The sequence below is a fragment of the Acetobacteroides hydrogenigenes genome, assembly GCF_004340205.1.
GTDB classification, from domain to species: domain Bacteria; phylum Bacteroidota; class Bacteroidia; order Bacteroidales; family ZOR0009; genus Acetobacteroides; species Acetobacteroides hydrogenigenes.
In genome coordinates, this window is the sequence record NZ_SLWB01000014.1 from 23258 (window position 1) to 48302 (window position 25045).

General features: G+C 47.8%; 20 protein-coding genes. 5 read left to right on the plus strand and 15 right to left on the minus strand.

What is annotated here, in order from left to right; all coding sequences use genetic code 11:
• Nucleotides 1-46 precede the first annotated feature (46 nt).
• Complete coding sequence (locus CLV25_RS12630) at nucleotides 47-583, plus strand: RBBP9/YdeN family alpha/beta hydrolase (protein ID WP_131840021.1); 537 nt, start codon at nucleotides 47-49, stop codon at nucleotides 581-583.
• A 62-nt stretch (nucleotides 584-645) separates the two neighbouring features.
• The gene (locus tag CLV25_RS12635) at nucleotides 646-1827 is read left to right on the plus strand and encodes an SGNH/GDSL hydrolase family protein (protein WP_131840022.1); all 1182 of its coding nucleotides are present in this window, start codon (nucleotides 646-648) and stop codon (nucleotides 1825-1827) included.
• Between the two features lie 34 nt (nucleotides 1828-1861).
• Here CLV25_RS12635 and CLV25_RS12640 read toward each other — a convergent pair whose 3' ends face one another.
• From CLV25_RS12640 to queG, 3 genes are all read right to left on the minus strand, one after another.
• Complete coding sequence (locus CLV25_RS12640; protein WP_131840023.1) at nucleotides 1862-2182, minus strand: hypothetical protein; 321 nt, start codon at nucleotides 2180-2182, stop codon at nucleotides 1862-1864.
• Nucleotides 2183-2234: 52 nt separating this feature from the next.
• A complete protein-coding gene (locus tag CLV25_RS12645; RefSeq protein ID WP_131840024.1) occupies nucleotides 2235-3227 on the minus strand; it encodes a GSCFA domain-containing protein in 993 nt (330 codons plus the stop codon).
• 955 nt (nucleotides 3228-4182) lie between these two features.
• Nucleotides 4183-5133 carry a tRNA epoxyqueuosine(34) reductase QueG gene (gene queG, locus CLV25_RS12650; RefSeq protein WP_131840025.1) on the minus strand — a complete coding sequence of 317 codons (951 nt, stop codon included), beginning with the start codon at nucleotides 5131-5133 and terminating at the stop codon, nucleotides 4183-4185.
• A 439-nt stretch (nucleotides 5134-5572) separates the two neighbouring features.
• Between queG and CLV25_RS12655 the strand changes: the two genes are divergently transcribed.
• The 3 genes from CLV25_RS12655 (at nucleotide 5573) to CLV25_RS12665 (ending at nucleotide 10414) form a co-directional block, all read left to right on the plus strand.
• Entirely contained in the window at nucleotides 5573-6322 is a 750-nt protein-coding gene (locus CLV25_RS12655) for a DUF6261 family protein (protein ID WP_131840026.1), read from the plus strand.
• A gap of 227 nt (nucleotides 6323-6549) precedes the next feature.
• Nucleotides 6550-8406, plus strand: a complete 1857-nt coding sequence (locus tag CLV25_RS12660) for a DUF3857 domain-containing protein (RefSeq protein ID WP_131840027.1) — start codon at nucleotides 6550-6552, stop codon at nucleotides 8404-8406.
• Nucleotides 8407-8455: 49 nt separating this feature from the next.
• Nucleotides 8456-10414, plus strand: a complete 1959-nt coding sequence (locus CLV25_RS12665; protein ID WP_131840028.1) for a DUF3857 domain-containing protein — start codon at nucleotides 8456-8458, stop codon at nucleotides 10412-10414.
• Between the two features lie 147 nt (nucleotides 10415-10561).
• Here the strand turns inward: CLV25_RS12665 and CLV25_RS12670 are convergent, their stop codons facing one another.
• From CLV25_RS12670 to CLV25_RS12725, 12 genes are all read right to left on the minus strand, one after another.
• The gene (locus tag CLV25_RS12670; RefSeq protein ID WP_165877081.1) at nucleotides 10562-12820 is read right to left on the minus strand and encodes a PAS domain S-box protein; all 2259 of its coding nucleotides are present in this window, start codon (nucleotides 12818-12820) and stop codon (nucleotides 10562-10564) included.
• A gap of 16 nt (nucleotides 12821-12836) precedes the next feature.
• Nucleotides 12837-13910 (minus strand): protein-glutamate methylesterase/protein-glutamine glutaminase, encoded by a 1074-nt coding sequence (locus tag CLV25_RS12675; protein WP_131840030.1) that lies wholly within the window; start codon nucleotides 13908-13910, stop codon nucleotides 12837-12839.
• Between the two features lie 31 nt (nucleotides 13911-13941).
• Nucleotides 13942-14427, minus strand: a complete 486-nt coding sequence (locus tag CLV25_RS12680; protein ID WP_131840031.1) for a chemotaxis protein CheD — start codon at nucleotides 14425-14427, stop codon at nucleotides 13942-13944.
• 26 nt (nucleotides 14428-14453) lie between these two features.
• Nucleotides 14454-15341, minus strand: coding sequence for a sensor histidine kinase (locus CLV25_RS12685; protein WP_131840032.1), 888 nt, complete (start codon nucleotides 15339-15341; stop codon nucleotides 14454-14456).
• 21 nt (nucleotides 15342-15362) lie between these two features.
• The gene (locus tag CLV25_RS12690; protein ID WP_131840033.1) at nucleotides 15363-16217 is read right to left on the minus strand and encodes a CheR family methyltransferase; all 855 of its coding nucleotides are present in this window, start codon (nucleotides 16215-16217) and stop codon (nucleotides 15363-15365) included.
• A 59-nt stretch (nucleotides 16218-16276) separates the two neighbouring features.
• Entirely contained in the window at nucleotides 16277-17335 is a 1059-nt protein-coding gene (locus CLV25_RS12695) for a hypothetical protein (protein WP_131840034.1), read from the minus strand.
• Nucleotides 17336-17532: 197 nt separating this feature from the next.
• Complete coding sequence (locus tag CLV25_RS12700; RefSeq protein WP_131840035.1) at nucleotides 17533-19476, minus strand: HAMP domain-containing methyl-accepting chemotaxis protein; 1944 nt, start codon at nucleotides 19474-19476, stop codon at nucleotides 17533-17535.
• Nucleotides 19477-19497: 21 nt separating this feature from the next.
• On the minus strand, nucleotides 19498-20007 hold the full coding sequence (locus CLV25_RS12705; protein WP_131840036.1) for a chemotaxis protein CheW: 510 nt from the start codon (nucleotides 20005-20007) through the stop codon (nucleotides 19498-19500).
• Between the two features lie 71 nt (nucleotides 20008-20078).
• Nucleotides 20079-22109 carry a chemotaxis protein CheA gene (locus CLV25_RS12710; protein WP_131840037.1) on the minus strand — a complete coding sequence of 677 codons (2031 nt, stop codon included), beginning with the start codon at nucleotides 22107-22109 and terminating at the stop codon, nucleotides 20079-20081.
• Entirely contained in the window at nucleotides 22109-22474 is a 366-nt protein-coding gene (locus CLV25_RS12715; RefSeq protein WP_131840038.1) for a response regulator, read from the minus strand. Before CLV25_RS12715 ends, CLV25_RS12710 begins: the two co-directional genes overlap by 1 nt.
• 58 nt (nucleotides 22475-22532) lie before the next feature.
• A complete protein-coding gene (locus CLV25_RS12720; RefSeq protein ID WP_131840039.1) occupies nucleotides 22533-22835 on the minus strand; it encodes an STAS domain-containing protein in 303 nt (100 codons plus the stop codon).
• A gap of 525 nt (nucleotides 22836-23360) precedes the next feature.
• Nucleotides 23361-25037: a hypothetical protein gene (locus tag CLV25_RS12725; protein ID WP_131840040.1), complete on the minus strand. Its 1677-nt coding sequence runs from the start codon at nucleotides 25035-25037 to the stop codon at nucleotides 23361-23363.
• Nucleotides 25038-25045: the final 8 nt, after the last annotated feature.

The following is a 25045-nucleotide window of genomic DNA, read 5'->3' on the forward strand; positions in this document are numbered from 1 at the left end:
ATGTAGAAAGCAGCTAAGTTGCACTCTACCGACTAAAGAAGCATCTATGGAATTTAGCTCTGATATTCTAATCCTTCCTGGCCATGGAAATTCGGGAGAAAACCACTGGCAAACTCTTTGGGAAAGGGAATACGACTTTAAGCGCATCGAACAGCACAATTGGCTAACCCCAACGTGCGACGATTGGGTAGAAACCATCGAAAAAGAGGTAAGCAAGTACGACTCGGAGGAGGTTATTTTGGTTGCCCATAGCCTAGCTTGCATTGCCGTTGCCTACTGGGCCGAGCGCTACAACCGCTACATTAAGGGTGCGCTACTGGTCGCCCCCTGCGATACCGAGGCGCCTACTACCCCTCCTGGAATCGTCGGATTTGACCCCATACCCGCCATAGAGCTGCCCTTCCCCTCTATTGTGGTAACAAGCCTAGACGATCACTTCGCAAGTTGGGAGCGAACCGAAGCCTTTGCTGAATGCTGGGGCAGCAAGCTGGTTAACATCGGTAAGGCAGGGCACATCAACCCCTCATCAGGCTATGGGAAATGGCGCTGGGGCTTAGAGCTGCTTAAGCGGCTAGACGAGTAAACAACGATTCGGGTATTTATTCTACATTTGAAGATTCAATAACCATTAAGCCTACGCAATCAATGCTAAAAAAAACAATTTTAGCCCTCTGCATTCTATCCTCGCCTGTTCTAAGCGCTCGTGCGCAGCAAGTAGTACTTCCCAGCAGCTCCTTTGTTAAGGTACAAGGTCGTGTAGATAGTTCCAACCCCGAACGCTACCGGTTTGACTACCCAGGGGTAAACTTTTCCATGAAGTTCTCGGGCAGCAGTACCGTAGCCGCACGAGTAAAAGGCTCGGGGAGTACCTTCTTTCAAGCATTCATCAACGGGAAGCCCGCATTAGCTCTTTCAGGAAAGCAGGCGATCTACAAGTCTACTGGCGATACAACCATCGTACTTGCCACCAACCTATCGAAGAAAGCAGCCCACGAGGTGGTTCTCTTCAAAAGAACCGAGAATCTAGACAACGTCCCTGCCGAGTTCATGGGTTTCGTAGTCGACAATAATGCCACCTGCACAAGCGCATCCGAACTATACAGGCCAAGAAAGATGGAATTTCTAGGGAACTCCATAACCTGCGCGTTTGGAACCGAATCGAAGAATAGAAATTCGAAGTTTACTGCCGAAACCGAGAATAGCTACCTCAGCTACGCCAACATTCTTGCCCGCGCCTTCGATGCCGACGTAAATATTGTGGCGCACTCGGGCCGTGGGGTTGTTCGGAACTACAACGATAAAAACATGGTTTCGACTAGCGACGCTACCGTGCCTAAGCTTTTTAAACGTACCATCGACGCTGACTCGACCTCAGAGTGGGACTTCAAGCGCTATACTCCCGATGCCGTTGTGGTAAACCTCGGCACCAACGACTACTCCACTCACCCCCATCCGTTCAAGGCTATCTTCGTTGATGGCTACCTTAAGCTGATTGCCCAAATCCGGGAAGCCTACGGAAGCCAAACCCAGATCTTTTGCATTGTAGGACCAATGATCGACGAGCCCTGCTACAGCTACGTTAAGGAGATCGTCGAAGCACAAAAGGTTCTTAACAAGGATGGTCGGATACACTTTATTGGGATTCCCAGATCAGCGCTTTCTTCGGAAAAGGATTACGGAGCCGCATGGCACCCTGGCGGGGATGGCCAAAAGAAGATAGCCCAAATAGTGGCTCCAACAGTAAGCACCGTGATGGATTGGAGCTACAACCGATCGGAGATGGACGACATTAAGGGAGGACAGGACTTTTACTCCAGAGAAAGATAGAACAACGAAGGGCTCCCACGAGCCCTTCTATTTTTTACTTCATCTCCTTCGCCTTTACGAAGCGGAATACCACCTTACGCAGCAGGCGATACCCATAGAACATCCAAACAGGGAGCAGCAGTATCTGAACTATTAAAGGAAGCACGACGCCCGATAGCAGAAAGATGGCATACCAAACCGCAAAGCATGCCCCCCAAAGTATGGCGGCAAACCATATGTATACCACCAAATACTTTCCGCACTTACATTTTTGAGGAACGATACCGGTAATGGTTCCAAAGGTAGGCTTCACCTCTGCCTTACACGATGGGCAGACAAACTCGCTGCTGGACTCCTTGGTTGCTTTCTTGGCCATTTATGCTATAAACAATTGGTAGTGCAAGTATAGTAAAAAAGTTCAGCGGTTGCTATCGACTAAAGCGCTCAATCTCCACCGACAGGTCCAAAAAGGAGTACTTTCGCTGCAGCGCCTCGGCCTTGGCGGCCATCGAAGCGCAGAATTTCCGGTACTCCGCACCTTCGGAGTTGAAGGGTATGTGCTCCACTGCCCTAACAATTCGATCCACCTCGTTCATGGCCTCCACCGACTGGGCGTTAACCGCCGAGTGTACGAACTTCTTAAAGATGATATCTACCGCTAGGCTCGAAGGGTGCACCATGTCGTCGGCGTAGAAGCGGTAGTCGCGCAGCTCGTCCATCATGATCTCGTACGATGGAAAGTAGGCTACGCCGCTTAGCTCGCTGCAAAGCGTGTGGCAGGCAAGTATCAGCGAGGCCTTGCTCCGCTGGTTCTCCACCAGCCCATCCTTGATATGGCGTATTGGGCTTACGGTAAAGATAATCTTAAGCGATGGGTTGATGCTTCGGGCTGCTGCAACGGCCTCCTTTAGCGCCTCAACGGCTTGGGAGGTATTTACAAAGATGCGGTCGAACTCGGCAGCCTTCGTCTTGTGGCAGTTGGCCACCACCGCACCCGATGCCTTTAGCTGGTACGCCCACGAGGTTCCCAATGTTACGATGAGGTGCGACGACTCGCGCAGCATTATTGCCCCCGAAGCCATCGACTGGTTGATCTTTGCTAGGCACTCGTCCCTGTCGGTTGCCGAGAACGACGAGTGGTGCGCGTAGCTGTTCCAAAGCCCACCCTGCTCAAAGAGATCATCGGCAACCAAAGGGAGGCCATCCACCAGCCGCCTAATGCTGGAGGCCACCGATAGCGGATTGTAGATTACCCCAAAGGGGTTAACCATCACCGGAAGTTTAAGCCGGACAAGCCGCTCGCCAACGTTGGTGGCAAAGCACGAGCCCATCATCATAAACGGGCGCTGGTAGCCCACGCGCGCCTCGAAGCAGGGCAGCTGAACTTCGGTTTGATACTTGTTGGGATCTAGGATTGACATTTCTCGCTATGCGTTTATTTGATATTGATATATTGCCGCTTCGCGGCGCTAAAAAACATGGACGTTGTTTTCCCAAGGCGATGCCTTGGGCTAGTATATGCTGCCGCTTCGTGGCGTAACCGTACCAAAACCTCAGAGACAAATCGGCTACAGAGAATTCCTGTATGTACGGATATATCGCCAACACGCACCTTTACCTCTTATGGAGCCGCAGGCCGAAGGCCTAGCATATATCAGCCCAAGGCGTTTATTTGATATTGATATGTTGCCACTTCGTGGCGTAACCGTACCAAAACCTCAGAGACAAATCGGCTACAGAGAATTCCTGTATGTACGGATATATCGCCAACACGCACCTCTACCTCTTATGGAGCCGCAGGCCGAAGGCCTAGCATATATCAGCCCAAGGCGTTTATTTGATATTGATATGTTGCCGCTTCGTGGCGTAACCGTACCAAAACCTCAGAGACAAATCGGCTACAGAGAATTCCTGTACGTACGGATATCGCCAACACGCACCTTTACCTCTTATGGAGCCGCAGGCCGAAGGCCTAGCATATATCAGCCCAAGGCGTTTATTTGATATTGATATGCTGCCGCTTCGTGGCGTAACCGTACCAAAACCTCAGAGACAAATCGGCTACAGAGAATTCCTGTATGTACGGATATATCGCCAACACGCACCTCTACCTCTTATGGAGCTGCAGGCCGAAGGCCTAGCATATATCAGCCCAAGGCGTTTATTTGATATTGATATGCTGCCGCTTCGTGGCGTAACCGTACCAAAACCTCAGAGCCAAATCGGCTACAGAGAATTCCTGTATATACGGATATATCGCCAACACGCACCTTTACCTCTTATGGAGCCGCAGGCCGAAGGCCTAGCATATATCAGCCCAAGGCAACGCCTTGGGATAGCATCGTGTGATTGTTTGCGCCCTGAAAGGGCAGCATATCAGCTGTCGTTACCCTCCTCATTCCCCACAACCACCTCCAGATTCCGTCTGAAGCCGCTTAGCTTGGCGCGCTTGACGGCCGAACGGCGGAAGATGGCCGCGAACTGCGCCTCGTCCACCGCCTGCCACTGCGCGGCGGTGTAGGTAAGGATGGCCTTGCGGGGCGCCAGCTCGGGATGATTATTGGGGATTACCTTCGCGTTCCACGGGCAGGCATCTAGGCAGGCATCGCAGCCAAAAACGCGGTTGCCCACGAGCCGTTGAATATCCGCTGGTATCTCTCCCCTATTCTCGATGGTTTGGTACGATATGCAGCGGCGCGCATCCACCACCTTGGGCGCAACGATGGCCCCCGTAGGACAGGCATCGATGCAGCGCGTACACGTTCCGCACGAGGGTCGTACAGGCGTACCATAGTCGAGCTCGAGGTTGAGCATCAGCGTACCGATAAAGGTGAGCGAGCCCAGCTGGCGATTGAGCAGCAGCGAGTTTTTCCCGATCCAACCCAGCCCTGCCCTTTCGGCCCAGGCGCGCTCGAGCACGGGCGCCGAGTCGACAAACGGACGGCCATCGGCCTCGGGTTCTATCTCTTTGATTTGCGCCAGCAGCTCCCACAGCTTGGCCTTGATCACCTCGTGGTAGTCGTCGCCGTAGGCGTACTTGGCAAATTGAGGGGCATCGGCAGGCTGCACCTCGGCAGGCTTGTAGCTGAGGAGCACCACCACCACCGACTTGGCCCCCTCCACCAGCAGCGTAGGGTCTACCCGCTTGTCGAAGTGCCCCTCCATCCACGCCATGCCGGCATGGTGGCCCGCATCGAGCCACGCGCGTAGGTGGGTGGCCTCGCCATCGAGCCTTGTGGCACGAACAAAGCCTACCGCATCGAAGCCGAGGCTAGCGGCAAGCGTGCGGATGGTTTGGCTTAACGATGTTTGGGCTAGCGCATCCATAGCGCAAAGGTACGGTTTTGGTTGATTCGAAAGCATTGAATGAGCAAGGCGATGCAGAAAGGCGGATATACCATGCTCCCAGACCCCATTGGTATCTGGGAGAGCCATATTCACGCGGTAATGCCCGCCTCCAGCAGGCAGAAGACGCGCGTTACCAGGTGAACAGCGTTCCCCCGAAGCTGGGAGAACGCTGTTACCGCGTGAATGGCACGCTCCCAAGTGCCGGAGAGGCGCATTCACGCGTGAATAAAAAGCTCCCCACCTCTGGGAATCGTCCATTCATCCGGTAATGGTGCTCTTTTAGCTCAAAAATCGTACTGTAGCGGCACTATCAACAGCCAAAAAAATTTGACAACGAAGACAACAACATTTGGTTAACAAAAGCTTTGAAGGACGATATTTTAATGCTTTCTTCATAATCAAATTAAAACTACCTGAGATGAAAACAAAAATTAACAACCTATCCTTCCAACGCTTACGCGTTGGGGAGCTGTCTGCCTTTATCACTTTAATTCTGCCTATCATTAATGCGTGTCCAACGATAGGCGATAAGCTAAAGCGCCTGCTGCAGGAGCTGGCCCAAACAATGGTAGCGCTCGAGGCCTCCACCAATCCGGCCAGCTTCGAACCACAAACCAAGGCTGTAAAAGCAGCGGATAAGAATCGCGACCGAAGCCTTTCGCGATTCATACACTTAGTTGAGTATTTCCAGCTAAGCGACGTGGCAGCCGAGGCCGAAGCCGCTAACCTCATCCTTAAGGCCATTAAGGATTCCGGAGATATTTTCCACATGGGGCTAAAGGCCGAAACATCGGCCCTACACGGGCTGAATGCCCTCTTTACCACCAACCCCCGCTACGTAGCAGCCCTTACGCTGCTAAAGGCTACCGCCGAATGGGGTAAGGTTTGGGCCCTTCAGCAGGAGTTCGAAACCACCTACGGCTACCGCAACGGCGTTATGGTGGAGGAGAAACCCGATGCTGCCGCCTACGAGGTGGCCAAAACGGCCAGCAAGCAGTGCTCGTCCATCCTAGAGCTCGTCGAGGACCTGTACAACGTGGAGGAGAAGCCCGAATACCTGGCCATCATGGAAAAGGTGAACGTCGAAATCGATAAAACCATGGCCATCGTTCGCACGCGCGAAACGCTAGCCGCCAAGGCGCGCGAGGAGGAAAAGAAGAAATCCTAGTACCTGTGAAGGTACGTGTTTGTTATACTTAAGAGTGGTTACCCCGCCAGCAATGGCGGGGTTTTTGGCATAGAATGAAAGGTCATCATATGGCCGCAGCACGCTTCAGAACGGCAACACCTAAAATACCTTCCCGTTTTTTTTGTTAATATTATTTAAACGCTACATTTGAATTCTGGAATATAGGCAAAAATGACAAGCCTGTTTATAAATATCTTCAATAACCTATGAACATAAGCCCCTACCTACCGTTGCTTCTGCTTCTATCCCTATGGGGAAGCCGAGCACAATGCCAGCCCCACAATGCCGAAGTAGTCAAGTACAACAGCATCTGCGTTGTTGAAGCGGGAAAGTTCTCTCAAATCGACACCATTATTATTCAGATCAACAACCGTATCGGAGAGGATTACACCCACGTTGCCATTCCTTACTCTAAAACCTACAAGATTTCGGACATTGACGCATGGATTACCAACAGCGCGGGGAATAGGATCCGCTCCTTAAAAAGCAGCGACATTACAACCCGCAGCGCCATATCGAACATATCGCTCTACGAAGATGACTTTGTAAAGGAGTTCCAGCTGAAGCATAACGTATACCCCTACCAGATAGCCTACACCTACAAGGCAACCTGCAAGGACTACATCGACTTTACCAGATGGACCCCCATCATCGACAACCGAGTTCCCACGCGCGCCGCACACCTAACAATGGTCGTTCCCAAAAACCTTCCAATGAAAAAGTACGCCTACAATGTCGTACATTCCAAGGTTGATACCACCAGCAACGGCGTAATACTTCAGTGGGATGCCTGCTACCCAAACGTTTTAAAGAGCGAAATTTACGCCAAGCCTCTCGATAGCTACTTCCCCTTTGTAGCAGCAACCCCGCTCCACTTCAGCTACGGAGTAGAAGGATGTACTCACAGCTGGCAATCGTTTGGCGAATGGCAAAACCAGCTGCAAAAAGGGCTCGAAGTGCTACCCGAGAAGGAGAAAAACCACATCAAGCAGCTTACTGAAGGAGTAACGGATAAAAAAGAGATCGTAAAGATTCTGTACCATTACCTCCAAGACAATACGCGCTACATCAACGTATCAATAGGTATAGGCGGGATGAAACCATATCCAGCCTCGTATGTGGCACAGAACAAGTATGGAGACTGTAAGGCGCTATCCAACTACATGAGGGCTATCCTACGCTGCGCTGGCATAGATTCGCACTATGTACTGGTAAATGCAGGCAACCAGCCAAGCGATCTAATTCGGGATTTCGTATCCTCCCAGTTCAACCATGCCATTGTTGCAGTACCTTTAGAAAAGGATACCCTATGGCTCGAAACCACCAGCAACATTAATCCGTTTGGCTATATGGGTACCTTTACACAAAACAGGGAGGCCCTGCTCATATCCGAGAATGCCAGCCGAATAGTAAAGATCCCGTCTTTGCAAGACAGCGATAGCTTTACCTCGCGTAGAATGAAGTTCGACCTACAAACCGATGGCAATGCCTCCACAGCCATTAGTTTCTCCTTTAGGGGCCGCGATTTTGAGCTGTTCAACCAGCTCAACTCCGAGCTAAACACCGACGAGCAGGATAAGATTATCCGCGAATACATGCACTTCAGCAACTACGAGGTTAAGGAATGGCTCCTAAAAAAGCCGCATCGCGACACGGCACGAATTGAGCTGCATTCAACCCTAAATCTTTACAAAATTCTTAAGCCCCTAGCAGGCGACTACTATTTTGGACTTTACCCCAGTAGAATTCCAGCCTTTGTTCCCGTGAACGCACGCAAGCTTCCGGTAAATATTCCCTACCCTATTTGCAATTCTGACACGCTTATATACACCATTCCACAAGGATACAAGGTAACATCAAACCTCAACGGCATTAGCCTAAAAAGCCGATTTGGCAGCTACGAACTAGCCTTTACCTACTCAAAAGGAGAGCTCCTGGTTGCAAAAAAGGTCATCCTAAAACCAGCACACTACCAGCTAGAAGAGTATCCCGAGCTCTATCGCTTTATTCAAGAGATTAAGGAAGCCGAAAAACGAGCCATTGTTTTAAAACCTGAGGCCTAAGGCTTCGCCCCTATTACAATTACAACTACAACTACAACTACACCATACAATGAAAAAGAGTATAATACTAGGACTTCTACTGACCTACCTTGCGTTTGGGTCAAATGCCCAGAATTTCCCTCACGAATTCGGGAAATACTGCCAAGAAGAATTTGACATGAAGCGCTACCCCAAAGACCCTGCTGCCGAAGCAGTGGTGATTTACGATATAGGCAAATCTAGGTTTTTATACGACTACCGAAGCTTCAGCCTTATATTCGAACGTCGAATGAAGATCAAGATTTTGAACAAAGCAGGCCTAAAGTGGGCCCAAATAGCAATACCCTACTACGAGGAGAACTCGGCATTCGAGGAAATAGAAACAATACAAGGAAATACCTATAACTTGGAGAATGGAGCGCTGCGACGCACCCCCTTAGATCCCAAAAACGCGTTTACCGAGAAAATAAACGAGCACTGGTACGAGCGTAAATTTGCCATGCCCGATGTTAAGGAAGGGTCGATAATCGAAATTGCCTACACCATAAAGAGCCCCTACCTCTTCAACCTCCGAAGCTGGGAATTTCAGTGGAAGATACCCGTAATCTACAGCGAGTATACAACAAGAATGACCCCATTCTACAACTACATCTACGTGTTTCAGGGAGCACCTAAATTCGATGGTTTCAAAAGCTATGCCGACAGAAGCACTACCGAACGCTTCGATGGAGTGGACTATAACGATATGGTATACGAATTCGTGATGAAGGATTTGCCCGCCTTTCGTGACGAGTCTTTCATCTCGTCTATAAACGACTATATTGTTAAGATCGATTTTCAGCTTGCGAGTATAGCCACAACTGCAGGTGCTCAGAAGAACATTATGACCACTTGGGATAAGCTGGTTAAGGATATGCTCAATGAAGACTCTTTTGGCAAGTACTTGCGGAATAGTCAAGATAAGGCTAAAACCATAGTCCCCGAATTCAATGCGGGCTTAATGCCTCAAATGGAAACAGCAAAAAAGATCAACCTCTTCGTCAAGAGCAACTATAGCTGGAATGGGCGCAACGATAAATTTGCCAGCAAAAGCATTAAGGAGTTTTTTCTGAGCAAAACCGGTAACGCTGCCGATATAAACCTCTTCTTAACAGGAATGCTTAACGCAGCAGGAATTGAGTCGTACCCTGTTCTTATAAGCACACGCGGTCATGGTAAAATCAAGCTCGACTATCCGTTCCAACACTTCTTTAATAGCGTTGTTACGTTGGCATACATAGACAATCAGCCAATTCTGCTAGATGCAACCGACCCTCTTTGTGATTTTGGGGAGCTACCCGTGCGCTGCATAAACGACAAAGGACTTGTTGTAAACAAGAAAAAGACCGAATGGGCAACACCTTCCGGAGCCTCCGGCTCTTCTACGCTACACAATATCACCATAATACCTATGCCCGATAAGGATACAACCTACCAACGTCATAGAATTATATCTACCGGATACGATGCCATTAACTACAGAAGCCAATTCTCAAGTAGCTACAGCGATTTAAAAACAAAGATTCTAGGAAACTTTACCTCTAGCGATTCGCTAAGGCAGAAGAATTTGCTCCAAATCGGTAAGCCCTTTGAGCTATCGTACAACGTCGGAATGACTCTGGATCAAATAGAAGATAAAATTATCGTAACCCCATTCCTTAATGCTTCGATTACAGAAAATCCTCTTAAGCAAGATTCAAGAAGCTATCCTGTTGACATGGTATACAGCAACACCAACCAATTCTCCTCTACTATTATTATTCCAAAAGGTTATAAACTACTCTCCAAACCCGAAGATGTTACAGTGGACAACCCTATGGTAAACATCGCTTACAAGGTAGAGCAACAAGGTGACGCTTCGTTACGAGTTAGCGGAAGGTACACTTTTAAGAAGGACAGCTACCCAATCTATGAATATTCCGACATTAAATTTTACTACAAGATGATTGTAGATAAGTTTAACCAGAAGATAATACTTCAAAAAATATAAAAGAAGCCTCCCACTCCTTTTAGAAAACTAAAAGGGGTGGGAGGCTATATTACGATACATCTTACTTATGCATCTTTATCTTACAGGTACGATCAACAGAGAAAAAGACAGTCAAATAGATTTAATCTCCTGCTTATTTTTCAATAGTTAGAACAGTTCCACCGAGATATTCTGGATAAATGCCGTATAGGTGTAATCCTCCCCAATCTGTGCCTCCGAAATGGTAAGCAGCAGCGACAGCTCGTTGCCCCACTTGTCGGCCGCCGTAACCTCGGAGCGCGCCCCTTTAAACCTATTCGCCTCCGATTTCAGGTAGCCAATAACATCCCCAGAATTTAAGCTTTTATATGCTGCGGGGAGCAGCATAGTTATGCTTTGCCCGATAACCTCCTGCTTGCTGTAGCCGAATAGTTCCTCGGCAGCACGGTTGTAGAGTTCAACTTTCTCTTCGGAATTTATGGTAATGATGGCGTCCATTGCCCCCTCTAGGGTCTTCTCGTTACGGATCTTAACCGCGCGTATTTCTTCGAGCTTTTGCTGCAGCTCTACCTCCTGCCTCAAGAGCTGGTCGTTCTTTTGCTGCTCCTCAAGCTCCAAGCGCTTCTGCGAGGTGATGTCGTTGGCAATAAAAACCACCTTAGAGAGCTCGTTGTACATATCGTAAACCGCCGTAAAGGTGCCCTGCAGCCATCTCTCGCCACCACCCTTCGACACCATTTGGTACTGGTTCTCCTGCGGATGCCCATGCACCACCTCGCTCCAGATATCCCTAAAGGCAAGCGCATTTTTTGGGCAGAAGAAGTCGTACACGGTCATCTTAACCAGCTCGTTTTGAGGGTAGCCGAGTATGGCCGAGATCTTAATATTTCCGCTACAAATAGCCCCACTAGGGTCAAACTCGGCGGTAACAGCCGAACTGTTCAGCGCAAAGACCTTGCTCTCCAAGTCAAGGCTCATCTTCTTGAGCTCGGTAATGTCGATTCCCATGAAGAGAATCTTGTGCACAGCACCATCCTGATCGCGAACGCACGTGTAGGTAGCCATCGACCAGAAATCGGTTCCCTGCTTGGTTACATGCTTCATATCGCCCTCAAAGTGGTTGCCCCCTTTGGTTAGCTCGTCCCAAATTTTCACGAACCAGCGGCTATCCTTTTTATTGATGAAGGAAGAAATATGCTTCCCCTGAATCTCGTTGATGTGGCTATAGCCCATCTTGGCGAGGAATCGGGCATTGGCAAAAAGCAGCTTCCCGGATATATCGTACTCGGCTCGAACCATTGTGTTGTTCACCGACTCGGTAAAGTTGGATAGCTCCACGCCCTTTCGGGCAGATTCCTCTTGGGTTGCATGCAGCATCTCTATGGTATGGCGCATCTCCTCTTCCTGCTCCTTTAGCTGCTCGGCCTGATACTGCGATTGCTCGAGTAGCTGAGCGGTATGCGAGTTCACCTTAGCCCCTTTTATCGTCAGCGCAATTGCCTTAGAAAGCTCCTCTACAAAGCGACGCTCAAAATCCTTCAGCACGCTAAACGAGGCAATCTCCATCACCCCCTGCACGTCGCCTTCAACAACAAGTGGAACAACAAGCAGGCAATGAGGATTTGTACCTCCTAAGCCACTGGTAATGCTAACGTAGCTATCCGGAATATCCGTCATAAAGATGGGCTCTTTTTCGTAGGCACATGCGCCAATAAGCCCATCACCCCACTCCACGCGCTTACGAACAAGCCTCTTACGATCGTAGGCAAAGGCAGCCGTTTGCGTAAAATGGATGTCGGATGGGTCGGACTTTTCCAGCAAAAAGAAGCCCCCTTGGTTGGCGTTAAGATACTTTACCAGGTTGCTTACGATGTCGTACGAGAGCTTCTCTAGGTTGTCGTTGTTTAGGCGAAGGATGTCGGCAAACTTAGCCATCCCATCGGCAAACCAGCTTCGCTGCTTCTCCTCCTCAGCGCGCACCTTCTCCTCTTGCCTGCTCTTCACCAGGTAGTCCCTAAGCTGCAAAATCGATTTCCCCAGCTCGCTATCCCTATCAAAATCGGCAGGAGCATCTAGCTCTCCTTGGTTTAGCCTCTCCGCAAAGCGCAGCAGCTGCTTCGATCGCTGTTGCTCTTCCTGAGATTGCTGCTTCCTTGCTCGAAGGTAAAGCACGTGCAGCCGCCCAATGGAGTAGGCTGCAACACCTACTATAATGGGCAACGTATCGATTAGCCACCAGCTAGGGCTATGCCTATGCAGCTCAATAAGCCCACCTCGAGCAACAATTTCGCCCTTCGAGATAACCTCCACAACAAGAAAGATAACCCAAACAAAAAAGCCAATAGCAACGCCAATCAGCGTAAATCTCTTGGTTACTCGCTTAACATCTAACCTTTCTAGCAAATCGCAAAAAGAATATCCGCCCATTTTTATCATACTTTTATCAATGCTGTACGCTTAGCTTCATCATCGTTGGTGCAATCATATCGAGCGGCAATACCTTGCCGGCTGCTCCCAACCGGATTGCCTCCTTGGGCATTCCGAATACAACGCACGACTTTTCATCCTGAGCAATTGTCTTAGCACCTTGCGCTTTCATCTCCAACAGCCCCTTTGCTCCATCATCGCCCATCCCGGTCATAATAATTCCAATAGCATTCTTCCCTGCATAACGGGCAAACGAGCGGAACAGAACATCAACCGAAGGCCGATGCCTATTCACCAAAGGTCCATCGTTAAGCTGAACAAAGTAGCGAGCACCACTTCGCTTCAGAAGAAGATGCCTATTGCCGGGAGCAATTAAAGCTCGCCCCCTAATTACCGTATCGCCATCTTCCGCTTCCTTTACGGTAATCAGGCATTGCTCGTTTAGGCGATTGGCAAACGATTGGGTAAACTTTTCGGGCATATGCTGCACGATAACAATCCCTGGACAGTCATGGGGCAGCGCTGTTAGAAAAGCTCGTAAAGCCTCTGTACCACCGGTTGATGCCCCAATCGCCACCACCATTTCGGTAGTCTGCAGCATGCTGCACGAAGATCCTTCGGAGATTATGGCATCGGCAGAAAGCTTTGGCGTTACCTCTATCTTATCCACAACCACCTTTCGCCTAACCTGTGCTAGTGCAGCAGCCTTTACCGAATCGCAAATACGAATACTCGACTCCTCGATAAACTGCTTTGTATTTAGCTTTGGCTTAGTGATAATCTCCACAGCACCATACTCCAACGCCCGTATGCCCGTTTCCGATCCCTTATCCGTTAAGCTCGAAATAACAACCACCGGAATAGGATGCTGCGACATTATTCGCTTCAAAAATGTTAGTCCATCCATTCGCGGCATTTCTATATCCAGCGTAATAACATCTGGAACTTCGTCCATGATCTTTTTTACGGCGATGTAAGGATCGGAAGCGCTCCCAATTACCTCTATCGTTGCGTCCGATTGAAGTATTTGGGTAAGCGTTTGCCGGACCACCGCCGAATCGTCTACTATAAGAACCCTTACCTTTTTCATGGCGTATGTAGATGTACAACGAATGGAGCATTCACCCTCCAATTTCGTGCGAATTCTTGTCAATAATTTTCTGAAAAACCTCGCCCGTTGATGTCAGAAACATCAGCTTACGCCCACGCTTGCCACCAACGCTTTGCGCCACAATAGGAATCCGATGCTCCTCCAGCAGCTCTTTGGCAATAGCAATATTCCGCTCACCAATACGAAACCTACCGGAGATGTTTACATCAATCACCTCGCCACCTCCGAATATCTTTGCCTGTAGGTTTGACTTTCGGCTTCCCAAGTAGAGCATCCGCTCTATCAGCTTTTCGATGGCAATATTCCCATACTTAGGAGATGCTAGCCCTTCGCCATTCCAAAGCGGAAGCATGTAGTGGTTTATGCCCCCTATACGTAAAAAAGGGTCCCATAGGCAAACCGACACGCAAGAACCAAGAACGGTTACAACCTTATGAGGCCTAGCGCTAGCGAATAGAGCCGAAGGGTATAGGTAATGCTGTTCGATATCGTCCATTATGCTAATTTGGATTGGGGATAATGCTAGAAAATTTCATTATCGGAATCGAACATAAACTCGTTAGCATCGGCAGCAAAGCCTTCTACCTCATCGGCAGCTTTTGCCTCCGGAATTCGAACTATAAATTGAGATCCTTCGCCTACCTTGCTATGTACCTCTATTGTTCCCTCTAGGGCTTCGAGCATTGCCTTAGCCACCGTAAGTCCAAGACCGTATCCCCCGTTTAAGGTATTGACATCGGTATTAATGCGCTTAAAGCGGTCGAATATAAACGCAAGGTTTTTCTCCTCTATTCCAATCCCGTAGTCCCTTATTGCAACTTCTAGGATACCTTGGCTGCAACTTGAGACAATCTCTACCCTACCGCCCATTTGGCTGAACTTAATCCCATTATCCAACAGGTTTAGGATTATTAGCTTCAACTTCCCGGCATCTGTCTTAAACTCCATACCTTTGCAGCTGCAGGTAAGATCTACCGTAATGCTTCTCTTTTGGAGTTCAAAACGGTACGACTCGATAACAGATTCAAGCAAGGCGCTTACATCTACATTCATGCAGCTAAGATGAGATTCGCCCGCCTCCAATTCGGCCGCAGCAAATATATTCTGCAGCTGAAAGTCCAACGAAAAAGCCTCAGAATGTATCATCGCCGCCATTTGCCTTACCTTATCCATCCTATCGGGACCACAAGCTTGTATATGGGTAGCCAAGCCCAATATCGATGCAAACGGGTTAACAATTTCGTTGCGAATATTGGATAGAAAGTTGCTCTTCATCTTCTCGGACTCTTCCAACTTCCTATTTAAGCTCATCAGTTCGAGGTTAAGCTCGCTCAAATGCTTTAGCGAGTAGGCATTCTCCTCAAACCGACTCTTAAGTTCGTCGAGAAGTTCCACATCGGTAAGTTTCATTTCTATATTGCTTTTATTGGGCTATATCTTTACAAAAATTGTTGGCTTTACTTGCCTCAACGGAACATTCATCGCCATTATCGACTCGGAGTGACCAAGAAAGAAGTATCCTCCTCGCTTAAGCTTACTTACAAGCTTATTTATCACACTTTCCTGCGTCTTTTTATCGAAGTAGATAAGCACATTCCGACAAAATATAATGTCGAAACTATTTGGAACATCGTAGCTGGCATCCATAAGGTTTAGCCGTGCAAAAGAGGCTTTTGCACGCAGCTCTGGTACTATCCGAACCGTCTTTTTAAGCGGATCTTTACTCCTAAGCAGAAACCTCTTCTTTAAAGCCAACGGAATAACCTCCACCTTTTCCTCCTTGTAAACCGCATCAACGGCAACTTGTAGCACCTTAGTCGAGATGTCGGTACCATGAATGTGGTAGTCGAAGCTGCTATTTTGCTCCATGTAGCTCTCCATTACCATTGCCAAGGTGTAGGCCTCTTCGCCGCTGGAGCATCCGGCGCTCCATACTTTCAAGCTCTTTTTATACGATGAGCCACCCGTTAGCTCCGGTAAAATGGTATCTACCAAAAAATCGAAATGATGCGCTTCGCGAAAGAAGTCAGTTTTGTTCGTACTCACCTGATCCATCATCAGCACGAGCTCCTCGTGGCCATTCTTGCCAAACACGTAGTCTACATATTCGCCAAAAGAGGTCATGTTTAACGCACGCAACCTCCTTTGAAGCCGGCTCTGTAGCATTAGCTTCTTTTCTACGGGCATTCTAATCCCATAGCTGTTGTAGATAAAGTCGCTCAAACGGCTAAAATCTTTTGCCGACATTTTATGAGCAATATCAGCTGCTTGAAGAGAATCCTGCATTTAGTAAAAGTATGGGTACAAAACGTTATGCGCGCCTGATCTTACACCTGTAAGTTCACCTAAATTGATTCAAAATTGAAGATTTCGGCATTTTGTTGCCTACTTTCGGCTTCTTTTAAGGACTGAAGCATTTGTACAACCTTTTCGTTAACCGCTTTCAATCCGCTAGAATGATTTGAGAAAATTCGTCCCCCTTTTTCTACAAAGCTGAGCGTTTGCTTAAGCGAAGTCTTTACCAAACGGTAAACGTCAGCGCCATCCTCCAGCTCCTCATCCCATTCGTACTTCGCCAAAAGCTCGGAGGCAATAGCCGACGATTCCTCGTCCACGACGTTTGATATTTCGTCCTCCAAAAGTTCAACAATAACCTCCGCATTGTTCAGCTCCATTTCGGTAAGCTCTTGCTGCATGCGCTTTATCTCCAGAATTCGTTGGTACTGGTTTAGTATACGGTAGGTTCCATTCGAGAGCGCGTTAAGCGTTCGGATGCCGGCGTAAAAGGTTATCGAGCTCATTTCAATATCGTATATCCCAACCTCCTCCGCCTTTTCGCGGGTTAGCGTAGTAAAGGATGATAGGATGCTGCTCCATATTCGACAAAACTTTTCGAGTTGGTTGATATCCTTAATAAAAAGAGCCCCTTCAAAGTATATCTGAAGTAGATGGTTCCTCTCCTCATTATCAACTGCATCTCCAATCTCTACCGAAGGACCTACCAGCGGCTCTAAGCTACCCACAAGCAGACCGAGCTGATTTAATAGCGCAAGAATGCGGGTATGATTACCCTCGAGTTCCTTTAACAGCAGCGAGTAGTCTCCTTTACTCTGCTCGTAAAGCCCCCTAAGCAGCTCCGAAGCCTGACGTCCAAACAAGCTGGGGTTTTCCAGCTTCTCGTAGATACGAAGAACGCCCCTATCCCAACTTTTCGGATCGAACTTGCTGTTTCCATCTTCCAGCAGCCTCAACGTTTCGCCAACCATTGCTGATGTAACAGCGGAGTCTCCATCTGATGCTCGTCTACAATGACCTATAAGGCTCTGGTAATGGTTGCAAATGCCATTAGCCTCTATGCTGCCCGAAATGTAGGTCGCTATTTTGATAAGTTGACTAATATTCATGCTCTTCTGTTGAATGTAAATATCGACCAGAATTAATCTCTACCCTCTGCTGCTTTAGACAGAGGGTAGAGAACCCTTAACCCAACAATATTTACCTACTAAAAAAGATCGAGGCTATTGGCTGTACGAAATTCTCCCCTACAAATCTCCATCACAATATGCCGTACAGCAATCCGACCTTTTAGCAGGTTATATTGTTAGAATCGTTCGTAATCAGAATCTTTTGCTTCGGGGTGCAAGCTTATTTTTACGCCCTTGCTTTTTACCGAAGTATCCTGATACCTATCCTTTACATTCAAATGCTGAGGTTGTACATTACGCTTTGGTTGACTAGCAGCCTGAAGCTGAACTTTAGAATATCTTGCATTTTCAACCTTAAAGAATCCTATTAGCTCGCGTAGCTGATCGGCCTGGTTCGAAAGTTCCTCTGAACCTGACGCGATCTCCTCGGAAGCGCTAGCGTTTTGCTGCGTAACCTGGTTGAGCTGGTTAATGGCGTTGTTAATTTGGTTGGCCCCAGAATTCTGCTCCAGAGATGCTGCAGTAATCTCCTGAACTAAGCTAGCCGTCTTCTCTACATCTGGGATAATCTGATGCATTAGCTTGCCAGCCTCCTCGGTAAGATCAACGCTATTCTTCGAAAGGATGTCAATCTCTTCGGCAGCAATTTTCGAACGCTCGGCAAGCTTGCGAACCTCTGCAGCAACCACCGCAAAACCCTTACCATGCTCGCCGGCACGTGCCGCTTCTACAGCCGCATTAAGGGCAAGTATATTGGTTTGGAAGGCAATATCTCCAATAATGGTAATCTTAGATGCAATCTCCTTTACCGATCTCATGCTCTCTTCAGCCGACTTGCTAATACGAAGCATTCCCTGCGACGCTGCAAGCGATATTTTCTCAGTTTGCTGAGCATTTTCCGTATTCTGTTGAATGTTGGACGACATTTCCTCCATCGACGAAGAAACCTCTTCGGTAGCAGATGCCTGTTCCGAAGCACCCTGCGATAGCTGCTGCGCGTAGGCGCTAGACTCCTGGCTTGCGGCAGCAATATTGTCGGCCGCTATTTGAACTTGGGTAACAACCTCCGATAGCCCCTTAACCATATTCATCAACGCCTTGATAAGCTCATCGTTCTCCGAGCGCATCTTTAACTCTACAGTAAGATCACCTTCGGCCACCAGCTTAGCTTTATTAGTAATATCGTTTAGCGTATCAATAAGGGTGTTGATGTTATTCTTTATTACATTAAAGTCACCATTGTAATTATCGGTAATCTTTTCTGGAAGATCGCCCTTAGCAATGCTATCAACATATTCGGCCGCAACATTAAGGGGCTTTACTACTGCATCAAGCATGTCATTTACCCCAACGATAATCTCACGCACCTCAAAGTTTACCTTTTCAGGTTCGCCACGAGTCGCCAATTTCCCATCAACACCTGCGCTAACCAGCTTTTTAACCTCATCAAGAAGAGACTTTATAATAAACTGAATATTTCGAGCAATTATCACTCCAAGTATTACTGCAAGAATTGCAGCAACTACAATTAGAATGGACATCGCAATGGTTGCCGATCTTGAAATATGGGCATTTTCTACAGCAATCTCTTCACCTACCTTTATGTTATCGGCAACAATATCGTCAACAGCCTTTACAACTGCGGTATAGTGCTTTCTAAATGCACCACTTTCATCATAAAGTAGGTTTAGGGCTTCAGCATCTTTGTTTTCTTTTGCAAAAGCAATGATTTTGTCCGTTTCTACATAGTATGGGTTCAGTTCAGACATAAAGGCGTTAAACATAGCCTTATCTTCATCTGTCCAACAGCTTTTGTAGTAATCATCGCAGTTTTTCTTTATATTACCTCGAAGTCTATCGATATCTTCTTCCAACAGTTTGAATCGCTGCGGATCGTTAGTGTTAATCATATCCCTGTAAACAGATCTCAGATCCTGTATATCCTCTGCAACCTGAGTTATTTGTGCAATGGGTACTGTAATATACTCGTACATCTTAGTATCTGCTTCTGTGATCTTTTTCATTTGTAGAATCCCAAAGATACCTACAATTGCAACTATAAGGGCAACAGAGCTAAAGCCCAAAAGCAGCTTTCCTCTAAGCGTCATTTTCTCAAACATAAGACCTACTTGTTAGATGATTTAAAATTGGTTGTCGTTGCCTGCATCAGGCGTGCTTTCGCGTAGGAAAAGTGCTTCGTCGGACGAGAACACCTTGTCCATATCGAGTAGCATAATGAAGTGATCGTCGTTGAGCTTATACATACCGTTGATGAACTCCGAGCGATACCTGCTGCCAATATTTGGTGGAGGTAGAATTTCCTTGAGGTCTATTTCTAGTACCTCCTGAACGGAGTCCACCAGCCCGCCAACCTGCAGGGCTTCCCCATCTACCTCTACCTCCATCACCAGAATGCAGGTGTTGGGGGTAAACTCGGTTGCCGACATACCAAACTTTAACCGCGTATCAACAACCGGAAGAACAGTGCCCCTAAGGTTGATAACCCCTTTCATGTAAGGAGGAGACTTGGGCACTTGGGTAATCTTCGTCATTTCAAGAATGTTGAGAACCTTGCTGACGTTAGCCGCAAATATTTCCTCGCCCAACTTGAAAGACAGATACGAATTGAGTACTAATTTCTCTTCAGCCATATCCCATTGATTTAAAATCGTTACAGTTTTACTGTTAGTTTCAGTAAAAAATAGTATTCAGCCAGCATCGGCTACCGTGCAGTAGCCTGCCGTATTACTCTTGTTGTATCTAAAACCAGCGCAATTGTTCCATCGCCAAGAATGGCAGCCCCGCTTACAAAGTCTAAGCTCTTAAAGGCTTTACCCAGCGGCTTTAAAACAGCCTGGTACTCGCCCACTACCCGGTCTACAACCAATCCAACACTAATGTCAGAGTAGCTGACAACTACGATCTGCTCCTGGTCTTCGTCGTTGGCAGGATAGTCGAAGTAGGTTCGCAGGTAAACGTAGGGCATTTGCCTACCGGCCAGCACAACCATGTTGTTGTACTTCTTTAGGTCGGTATGCTTTGCTGCGTATATGGTATCAACCGCCGATAGCGGTATTACAAAGTAGGTTTCCGATATCTTTACCAGCAATCCATCTATTATGGATAGCGTCAGCGGAAGCTTAATCGTAATGGTGGTCCCTTTATCCACCTCGGAGTCGATCTCCACCTCTCCCCTAATTTCAGATATCTTCCGCTTCACCACGTCCATACCAACGCCTCTTCCGCTAAGCTCGGTAACCCGTGCAGCGGTAGAGAAGCCCGAACGGAAGATCAGATCGAGGGTTTCCTGCTTGCTTAGCACCGCATCGGCACCTATGATTCCGCTCTCAATGGCCTTTGCCCGTATTGTTTCTGGATTTATGCCCCTACCATCTTCAAATATCTGGATATGAACGTTGGTTCCCGAGTAAAATGCCCTAAGCCGAATGGTTCCCTGCGCAGGTTTGCCCTTTGCAGCTCGCTCCTGAGCGCTTTCGATGCCATGATCTAAGCTGTTGCGAAGGATATGCATTATAGGATCGGCCAAATTCTCTATCACCGTCTTGTCCAGCTCGGTGTCGGTGCCCTCAGTGATAAAGGCAACATCCTTCCCCAGCTCTTTAGACACATCGCGAACCAAGCGATGGAAGCGGGTTAGCATGCTGTCGAGCGGAATAAGGCAAATGCCGAAAGCGGTATCGCGCAAACGGCGGGTTATCTTATCCATATTCTCGGATATGGCCGAGAGTTCGGGCAGCAAGCTCTTTTCTGCAAAAAGGCTTAGCTGGGCCTGCATCGTAACCAGCTCGCTAACCAGATTCATCAGCCCATCAACCTTATCCGACGAAACGCGGATACTGGATATCGTATTTTCCTTGGTGGTTACCGTTCTTCTTGCGGTTTGAGCACACTCCAAGGCCTGTTCGGAGGTGCATAACGTCTCGGCGTAGTGCTTTAGCTCGGCAGCATTAAATGCGCCACCCGCCAAATATAGTTCGGCGATCCTGTCGGAGAACTGGGTATTGCCCAAAAGGTCGATACCGGCAAGAAGCGTAATATCAACCTCGCAGGAGCCCTCCACGAATATGAAAACATCGTATAGCGCATTTACATCCTCGGTTGTGGCGAGGAAAATGCTCCATGCGGTATAGCAGGAGTCGGCCTCCATCTCCAAAGACAGCTCCGGGATGGCCTCGGTATGAGCATAGGTAATGCTCCTGCCCAAGCTGCAAAGCTCATCGACAAGGTAGAGGGGGTTGGTTCCAGTTTTGAAGATGTCGGCATGAGGCTTAAAGGAGATAAAGTACGTAGAGGCTATATCAGCATCCTTAGCCAAAAGCGCCAGCCCTCTGTCCTCCTCTTCGCCAACCTTTGCAGTGCCAGCAATAAACGAATTTACCTGTTCGGTTATTCGCAAAGACTCCGCCATCGTCTCATCGGAGACCGTATCGCCCTCGTTGAGCAGCGTTTTTAGCTGGTCGACCGCCGATAGCGTTGCCGTAAGAAGCGGAGAGGTAATTTTCAGCTTGCCCTGTCGCACAAAGTCGTAAACCGTTTCTAGGTTATGGGTAAAGCGGTCGATGTGGCTAAAGCCAAACATTGCGCTGTTGCCCTTAATCGTATGCATAGCCCTGAAGACCCTCTCGATATGGGAGCTGCTGTCCGGATCTTCCTCCAGAATCAGCAAGGAGTCCTCTAGATCCTGAATAAGGTCGAACGCCTCTTCGAAAAACTTCTTCTTAAACTGATCCATTAGCGCACAACTTTAGCAACAGCGGCAAGGAGCTTTTCTGGTACAAACGGCTTAACGATCCAGCCCGTAGCGCCAGCTTCCTTGGCCTGCATCTTCTTCTCGTTTTGCGATTCGGTGGTTAAGAAAAGGATCGGAATAAACTGGTAGCTGCCATTGGCTCGTACATTTTTTATCAGCTCTATTCCATCCATAATTGGCATGTGTAGATCCGTAATCATCAGATCTATGCTGGTTCCATCGAGGAACTTAAGCGCATCTTGACCGTTCTCAGCCTTCATTACCTGATGTCCTGCGCTCTCCAACGTAAACGAGACAACCTCTCGAATACTTTCGGAATCGTCAACAATTAAAATGCTTTTCCCCATAGTCTGTATTCTCGTTTTTTCAAGTTTCAAGTAAAAGTTCCGTCCTACTTAGCACCACCTAAAAGGTAAACCCCGAATGGACAGCCATTTCCCTAAGCTCGGCAGTAAGCGCTACCTCAAAGCTCACCTTTTTTCCACGCCGAAGCTGCCGCTTTTTTAGCGCAACCAGCAGCTGTAAGCCCGACAGGTCGATATCATCAACTTCTCGAACAACAATATGCACATCTCCATCCTGAGGAAGAACCTCAAGCAGGCTATTCCTAAGCGCATAGCCATTGGCCAACGTTAGGGCGCCCTCTATGGTAATGGCTGTAGCACCATCCGAAGGTGATATTTCACTTTTTACGCTAAATGCTTTCATTCCCTACTGTATAGTAATTACCACAATTGTGTGTTGTTGTAGCCAAAAATTTAGTGCATGCCTCTTGAACACCATCCATATCCACAACAGCCAAATTAATTCCCATTAATTATTCCCTTCTTACCTCTTTGTATCCCAATTCCATGCTCTAGCTCTACCTTGTCGACGCTTATAATGGAATCTATTTAGCTTAGCTGCACGTTTCCGAAGCTTAGCTGAAGATTTCCAAAGCTTAGACGAAAGTATTCGAAGCTTAGACGAAAGTTGGACGTCCTTTGTAAAAACTTTCAGCAGCTTTGCCAGCAGTTTCCAATACTTAGCTTAACATTCACAAGCTTTAACCGCTAGTTTCTGCATGGGATTTCTATTTCTAAACCAAATTGACCAGTTTCAAGAGGCAATGCACTTGTTTCAAACTAAGAATTCCCAACTCTAATACGTTTATACCCTTACTGTATAGGTGGCTGGCCTACTCCTGCTTAGCCACTCTGCAATAAAACATCCCATTCATTCCTAATACCCCCATTAGAAGAGCTCGAGGTTATCATCGCCTGCAGCATGTTCAGCCGTTGCACTGCTCGGTATCCTAGGTTCATTCCCTTTAAAACCCAGATAATGTTGGCGATGGATATCCCTTTCGCTCTGCATCGTATACACCTTTTCTATATTCTTGAATCCCCTCTTTATACTTTCCTCCGAAGCGCTAAGCAGCCTTGGCCTACTTGCCAGCCGCTCTAAATCGTTGACCACTTCCGATATTTTGGCGCCAAAAAATTCGGTATACCGACCATGCACTTCGCGCGTATTCTCGTCGTATGCCCATCCTGACAGGAGAGGGCTGTGCTCCTTAGTGCCGCACTTTTTTGCGTACGTTGAGTACACCGAATTGTTGTAAAATGCCTTATGGCTTTTCCCATAGGTTGCGCTTACCTGCTCGAGCTGGCTAGCCGCTTCGGTAAATAGCATGCTAATGTTAGCCACCTCCATCTCGAGTTTAAGCAGTGCTGTACGCATATCTGATATAAAAGCAGCAGCCTCGTCGTATAGAATTCTAAAACCAGAATTATTAGGCTGCTTCTGGACCAATCCGTTTAGGTAGCCAACCATGCTCGTTCGGGCCTTAAGCTGCCCCAGCTTAATACGCTGAAAGGATGCCTGCATCCCACCTACTGCCTGAATGTAATTTTGCTCGTGGGCAAGTAAGCTAGGAATAAAATGCTCCATCAAGCGCTCTAGCCTGTGGTTAAAATCGGCATCGTGTAGCATTCCAAGGCACGTAAGCTCTACATAAGCCTCCAACGAGTCGGCCATTCGCGTATCAATCGTATTCAGCACATCGCGAATGGTAAAAAAGGCTCCTAGGCATTCCTCCTTGGCCGATTCGAGCTGCGCTATGTGAAGACGAGCCAGTTCAGGCACAATTGGCAAGAATATTAAGTTTGTAGCATCGGCATCCCCGCTACCATTAAGCTCATCAATAATGGTCTCGTAGATATAGTCAATATGCTCTATGCGCTGCCGCACCAAATCGTGCATTTGTATGTTCGTGGTGAGGCTACCTATGCTATCCAAGCATATGCGCGAATCGTTCTCTACGGCAATCGTTAGGGCGGCAAGCGAACTGTTGCTTCGCTTTTCTCCATCAACGAAGGTTTCGGCCAAATCGAAGTACTTGCTGATAAAGAATAATGCATTTACAGCCTGCGAAATGGGCTCCAGAAGCGAGCTTAACCTACTACCTAAACGCTCGATACCGGCAACTTGCATTTCTAGCAGCTCCACAACCTCAACATTAGGGCTTGCAGCCATATCGGAGCCACAGCAATGTAGAGCTGCTCCATCGGCCAAAGCCTTAAAGGCGTTCCGCTCTGCATCGAGCTCTGCTTTTAGCTTCCAGCACTGGCGCTGAATAACCTGAAACGTACGGAATAGGGAGCATAGCGTACTTCGGTACTCCTTTAATCTCAACGTATCCTGCTGTAAATGGCCTTGAGTATTTCCCATCCCCTCCACTACGCTCTGTATAGCTGCCGTATCCGACGCAATCTTCTGTATCTCCTCGAAGTACACCTTCAACCGCTTGCTAAGGTGGTTAAAGTTCTGCTCCGAGTAATCTTGCACAGACTTAAGCTTTCCTCGCAAACGGAAAACCTCCGCTCGGAGTATATCGTACGTAGCGCTTCTTTTACTGCTGGAATCCATTAATCTGC

Bases quoted from the DNA above. Each gene is read 5' to 3' on its own strand.
- CLV25_RS12670 (WP_165877081.1), bottom strand. From the start codon at position 12,820: ATGGGCGGATATTCTTTTTGCGATTTGCTAGAAAGGTTAGATGTTAAG.
- CLV25_RS12715 (WP_131840038.1), bottom strand. From the start codon at position 22,474: ATGGGGAAAAGCATTTTAATTGTTGACGATTCCGAAAGTATTCGAGAG.
- CLV25_RS12710 (WP_131840037.1), bottom strand. From the start codon at position 22,109: ATGGATCAGTTTAAGAAGAAGTTTTTCGAAGAGGCGTTCGACCTTATT.
- CLV25_RS12685 (WP_131840032.1), bottom strand. From the start codon at position 15,341: ATGAAACTTACCGATGTGGAACTTCTCGACGAACTTAAGAGTCGGTTT.
- CLV25_RS12675 (WP_131840030.1), bottom strand. From the start codon at position 13,910: ATGAAAAAGGTAAGGGTTCTTATAGTAGACGATTCGGCGGTGGTCCGG.
- CLV25_RS12680 (WP_131840031.1), bottom strand. From the start codon at position 14,427: ATGGACGATATCGAACAGCATTACCTATACCCTTCGGCTCTATTCGCT.
- CLV25_RS12635 (WP_131840022.1), top strand. From the start codon at position 646: ATGCTAAAAAAAACAATTTTAGCCCTCTGCATTCTATCCTCGCCTGTT.
- CLV25_RS12645 (WP_131840024.1), bottom strand. From the start codon at position 3,227: ATGTCAATCCTAGATCCCAACAAGTATCAAACCGAAGTTCAGCTGCCC.
- CLV25_RS12720 (WP_131840039.1), bottom strand. From the start codon at position 22,835: ATGAAAGCATTTAGCGTAAAAAGTGAAATATCACCTTCGGATGGTGCT.
- queG (WP_131840025.1), bottom strand. From the start codon at position 5,133: ATGGATGCGCTAGCCCAAACATCGTTAAGCCAAACCATCCGCACGCTT.
- CLV25_RS12695 (WP_131840034.1), bottom strand. From the start codon at position 17,335: ATGAATATTAGTCAACTTATCAAAATAGCGACCTACATTTCGGGCAGC.
- CLV25_RS12655 (WP_131840026.1), top strand. From the start codon at position 5,573: ATGAAAACAAAAATTAACAACCTATCCTTCCAACGCTTACGCGTTGGG.
- CLV25_RS12700 (WP_131840035.1), bottom strand. From the start codon at position 19,476: ATGTTTGAGAAAATGACGCTTAGAGGAAAGCTGCTTTTGGGCTTTAGC.
- CLV25_RS12690 (WP_131840033.1), bottom strand. From the start codon at position 16,217: ATGCAGGATTCTCTTCAAGCAGCTGATATTGCTCATAAAATGTCGGCA.
- CLV25_RS12705 (WP_131840036.1), bottom strand. From the start codon at position 20,007: ATGGCTGAAGAGAAATTAGTACTCAATTCGTATCTGTCTTTCAAGTTG.
- CLV25_RS12665 (WP_131840028.1), top strand. From the start codon at position 8,456: ATGAAAAAGAGTATAATACTAGGACTTCTACTGACCTACCTTGCGTTT.
- CLV25_RS12660 (WP_131840027.1), top strand. From the start codon at position 6,550: ATGAACATAAGCCCCTACCTACCGTTGCTTCTGCTTCTATCCCTATGG.
- CLV25_RS12630 (WP_131840021.1), top strand. From the start codon at position 47: ATGGAATTTAGCTCTGATATTCTAATCCTTCCTGGCCATGGAAATTCG.
- CLV25_RS12725 (WP_131840040.1), bottom strand. From the start codon at position 25,037: ATGGATTCCAGCAGTAAAAGAAGCGCTACGTACGATATACTCCGAGCG.
- CLV25_RS12640 (WP_131840023.1), bottom strand. From the start codon at position 2,182: ATGGCCAAGAAAGCAACCAAGGAGTCCAGCAGCGAGTTTGTCTGCCCA.